At 61.0% G+C, this 3,172-nt stretch carries 4 protein-coding genes; 1 reads left to right on the forward strand and 3 read right to left on the reverse strand.

The annotated features are described in order from the left end of the window. Positions 1-906: site-specific integrase (locus BMX16_RS17095; protein ID WP_143058095.1), on the forward strand; the 906-nt coding region annotated here is incomplete at its 5' end. A gap of 142 nt (positions 907-1,048) precedes the next feature. Here BMX16_RS17095 and BMX16_RS17100 read toward each other — a convergent pair. The 3 genes from BMX16_RS17100 to BMX16_RS17110 all read right to left on the reverse strand — a co-directional run bounded on the left by BMX16_RS17100 (position 1,049) and on the right by BMX16_RS17110 (position 2,742). After that, positions 1,049-1,306 carry a hypothetical protein gene (locus BMX16_RS17100; RefSeq protein WP_089905985.1) on the reverse strand — a complete coding sequence of 86 codons (258 nt, stop codon included), beginning with the start codon at positions 1,304-1,306 and terminating at the stop codon, positions 1,049-1,051. Continuing rightward, positions 1,303-1,608 (reverse strand): hypothetical protein, encoded by a 306-nt coding sequence (locus BMX16_RS17105; RefSeq protein WP_089905987.1) that lies wholly within the window; start codon positions 1,606-1,608, stop codon positions 1,303-1,305. The genes BMX16_RS17100 and BMX16_RS17105 overlap by 4 nt, the downstream gene beginning before the upstream one ends. 828 nt (positions 1,609-2,436) lie before the next feature. Beyond that, positions 2,437-2,742, reverse strand: coding sequence for a hypothetical protein (locus BMX16_RS17110; protein WP_089905989.1), 306 nt, complete (start codon positions 2,740-2,742; stop codon positions 2,437-2,439). Positions 2,743-3,172: the final 430 nt, after the last annotated feature.

Raw genomic sequence — 3,172 nt, forward strand, 5'->3', positions numbered from 1 at the left:
CCGCCCTTGGCATCCCCGTCACAAAGGCAGTGGCATAAATCCGTCTGGGGTAAGGGGAAAACCGTCCGTCAGCTGATTTGCGCAACAGAGTCCCTGTCCGCCGCCACGAAGAATCGCAACTTTGGTATCATCAACGATCTCCTGACGTTTGCCCGGAGGAAACACGGCATCGTGCCGAGTGCGGCATTGTTCTTCAGAGATCTGTATTCGACCCCCGAAGACGGTGAAGGCAACGAGCGCCTCGCCTTCTCGGATGAGGACGTCGCCAAATTGACGGATCACCCCATCTGGCGCGAGGGGCGCTGCCCTGAAACCGATCGCGATGGAAAGGCGTTCGCTGATTTTGGCCTCTATTGGATGCCAATGATCGCAGATCTGACGGGCATGCGGCGTGAGGAAATCGCCGGAATGAAGCTGGACGATGTCGTGACACAACACTTCATTCCCCATTTCGATATCAGGCCGAATCCTAACAGGCGGCTCAAGAACAAGTCTTCGCGGCGCTGCGTGCCGATCCACGACGGCCTGACGAAGCTCGGCTTCCGGGATTATGTCGACGGCTTGCACAGCCGTGGGGAGACCGACCTTTTCCCGGAGCTGAAGCCGGCTGCCGGCGGCTCCTTCGGCGGGGTTTTTTACAAGCAATGGAAAAAGGTGCTGGACGAACAGCTCGGCTCTGACCTTGTCGGCAAGGTCTTTCATTCTTTCAGGCACCGGTTCATCACATTGAGGCGCCACAACAGCGCGATCGCAAAGGACATCGTCCAAGATATCGTCGGACACACCCCGCAGGACGAAACGGACCGGACCTACCGTGATACCACGCAGTTTCGAGACGAGATGCTTGCGCGGCTGAATCCGGCAATCCAGTCGGTCCCTTGCGCCCCGTGGATGGGCAAAGGTTGACCGCGGAAATACGGCTCAGGGCGATGAGAGGGCGGGCCACGTGCGGCATCCTCGAGGCCCACGACACGGAGTGAAGGCGTCTGGATCGTCAGGCCGCTCGACCGAGGCGTGATGTAATCGAGAAGGAAGGAAGCCGCTCATATCACACGGGCATCAGGTCTTCGTCCTTCCCGATGGCATCTGGGATCAGGTCGATGGTGCAGCCCGTGTCTCGGACAAGGCCGTCAAGGAGGTCGCGCCATGGGCCGGGCGGGGTGTCGTCACCAGTGATGATGGCCGCCTCTGCAATGTCGAGTATCGCGCGTTGTCCGCCCGTCCCCATCAGCATGATCGCTGAGCCATCCGCGACGAACCGGTGCCACAGGTACAGGCCGGCACGCCGGGCCAGTCTGTGGATCAAGATGACCCATGCTCCGCGGGATCGCTGGTGCCCATGAGGAAGTCGAGGTCGGTCTGGAGGCCGTCCAGCTGTGACCGGAGCGCCGAAATCTCCGTCGTCTGCGCCGTGAAGGCAGCCGTTTGCTCCGCCAGTCGCTCCTCCACCTCGACCAGCAGCGTGATCAGGCGCATCGCGAACTCCGTCGTGATGTCCGCCTGGTCGGGGTCGAGTAGCTGCAGCAGCGGGTGCAGCCGACGGACGTCCTCGCGCGTCTTGTCCAGCATGGCGTGCGTGCGGTCGTGGCCCGAGTTCAGGTCGGTCATTCAAAAATCCTTCAGAGGGTTGGTTTAGCCCGGATGTCTGACGGATCACTTCCGCGATCCGGCGCAGGAATATCGTCAGCGCCACAGCTCGGAGGCGTGCGGCGAGGGCAAGACGGTTCAGAATCAGCGACGACGAGAATGCGCTCCCCGCGAATTTCGGGTTGATGGCCTTTCCTGTCAGGACATTGCGCGGGATCAGCAGGCCGGGTCGGTCGTCGGACATGGTCAGCGACCAAGGCGAGCCTTGTGCCCGCAAGGCGTCGTTGAGCGCGGGCAGGGTGGCAGGTCGCTCCGACGACATGACCGTGTTCAGGTCATCAGCAAACCATCCCGCGTGTCCGGACTTACGACGGGCCCGCACGGTGATGTCAGGTGCCAGAACCAACTTAGGGTCAGGACGCCACGCGGGCTGTGGCAGGCCTAGCAGCTGGCAGACGTCGCGCTCGATGCGATCCGTTTCACGTACTGACGTGGCGATCTCCAGATGCCGACCGGTGAATGTCTGCCTTGCCGAGACGATGTGGACGTGGTCGCAGCGAGTGGCTTCCCGCCCCCACATCAACCAAGGCACCTGCTCGGACGGCAGTCCCGTGGCGGTCAGCACCCTGCGCGCGACCGCGAGCCAGACGTCGTCGGTCAGGGCCCGACCGGCAGGCATCGAGAGCGTCATATGAACAAGTCCCGCTCCATGCGGTGCCTCGAACGTCCGGAGCATGTCGCACGCCTGCCGCCACGTGTGGACCGGCATCGAGCCGGAGAGGATCTGGCCGTCCTTCGATAGGTAAGAGAGGATCGGGTAAGCTTGGTCGGGGAAAGTGGTATGCCGTCTCATCCGGCGTTCCGGAAGATGACAGAGTTCAGGGCGGCTCTGGCACGGCGACCGATCTCGTCGATGTCGTTCGGCTTCAGGAGGTGCAGCCGCTCGGTAGCTGCCCGGTCGATCTGATGGAGCGCGTAGCTGATCTGCGACAGCTCAGCAACGATGGCTGCATCCCCGCCACCGCCGTAGGTCAACGCGGCGTACGACATGAACTTCGCCCGTGTCGGGAACCCATGGCGCTTCGCCAGGTCATCGATCTGCCTGGCGACTTCAGGGGCCTGACGGATGGTATATGAGATGGTTTTCTGGGGCATGGCCGATCCTCGTTTCGATAATTCAGTTTACCGGGAATGGCCGAATTGACAGCGGGCGGAGATTTCGAGCTGTCTGATATCGAGGGGTATTCCAAACGAAAACAATGCCTTGCCGTCTGCACGGTGCAGCAACGAAGTTAAGACGGCGGCGGTTGTCGTCCAAAACGGCGGGTCAATGGATAAACAATTTCGCGGATGAACGGGAAAATGACGTCAAGCCCTAGGTTCTCAAGATCAGGGCTACCGATGCATATTGATAACCGATCTTGGCGCAAGTCATCGTGCGTCATGGTCCAAGGCGATCGAACCAGTCCCGATGGGGATGATCGTGGTGCAGGACTCTGTTGCGCAAATCAGCTGACGGACGGTTTTCCCCTTACCCCAGACGGATTTATGCCACTGCCTTTGTGACGGGGATGCCAAGGGCGGT

Origin of the sequence: Loktanella fryxellensis (assembly GCF_900110065.1) — a bacterium.
Lineage (GTDB): Bacteria > Pseudomonadota > Alphaproteobacteria > Rhodobacterales > Rhodobacteraceae > Loktanella > Loktanella fryxellensis.

Coding starts and splice junctions, on each gene's coding strand:
- BMX16_RS17105 (WP_089905987.1), bottom strand. CDS start 1,608: ATGACCGACCTGAACTCGGGCCACGACCGCACGCACGCCATGCTGGAC.
- BMX16_RS17110 (WP_089905989.1), bottom strand. CDS start 2,742: ATGCCCCAGAAAACCATCTCATATACCATCCGTCAGGCCCCTGAAGTC.